Consider the following 526-nt stretch of genomic DNA (forward strand, 5'->3'; position numbering starts at 1 on the left):
GCCGGGTTCGGGCGCCGGCCTGGCGAGCCAACCGACGATGAGCAGGTGGGAGAATGCACCGACCACGCGCGAGCTGGCGCGCATGATGGCAGCGATGGTCGGCATCTATTGCGGCAGCTACCTCGCGCCGCCCAAGGCGGTGACGCTCGATATCGATGACACGTGCGACGTTGTGCACGGCTATCAGCAGCTCTCGTTCTGGAACGGTCACCACGGCGAGCGCTGTTTCTTGCCGATCCACATCTATGACACGGCAACGGGACGGCCGGTCGCCATGCTGCTGCGTACGGGAAAGACGCCTTCGGGCGCGGAGGCAGCCGGACACATTCGGCGCCTCGTGCGGCATATCCGCCGGCACTGGCCCGAGACGCACATCACGATCCGGGGCGATGGGCACTACGGCAGACCCGAGGTCATGTCGTTCTGTGATGCGCACGGCATCGACTATGTCTTTGGTCTTCCCACCAACGGTGCCTTGCGCACTAATCCCGGCATCCTCGCCGCCGCCGATACCTGCGCGGTCAAG

General features: G+C 65.4%; 1 protein-coding gene. It reads left to right on the top strand.

Features of this window, described 5'->3' with window-relative positions; translation table 11 throughout:
- A partial coding sequence (locus ACYPYD_RS21675; protein WP_459665466.1) for a transposase occupies positions 1 to 526 on the top strand: 526 nt, incomplete at both ends.

The organism is Novosphingobium sp. 11B, assembly GCF_054589055.1.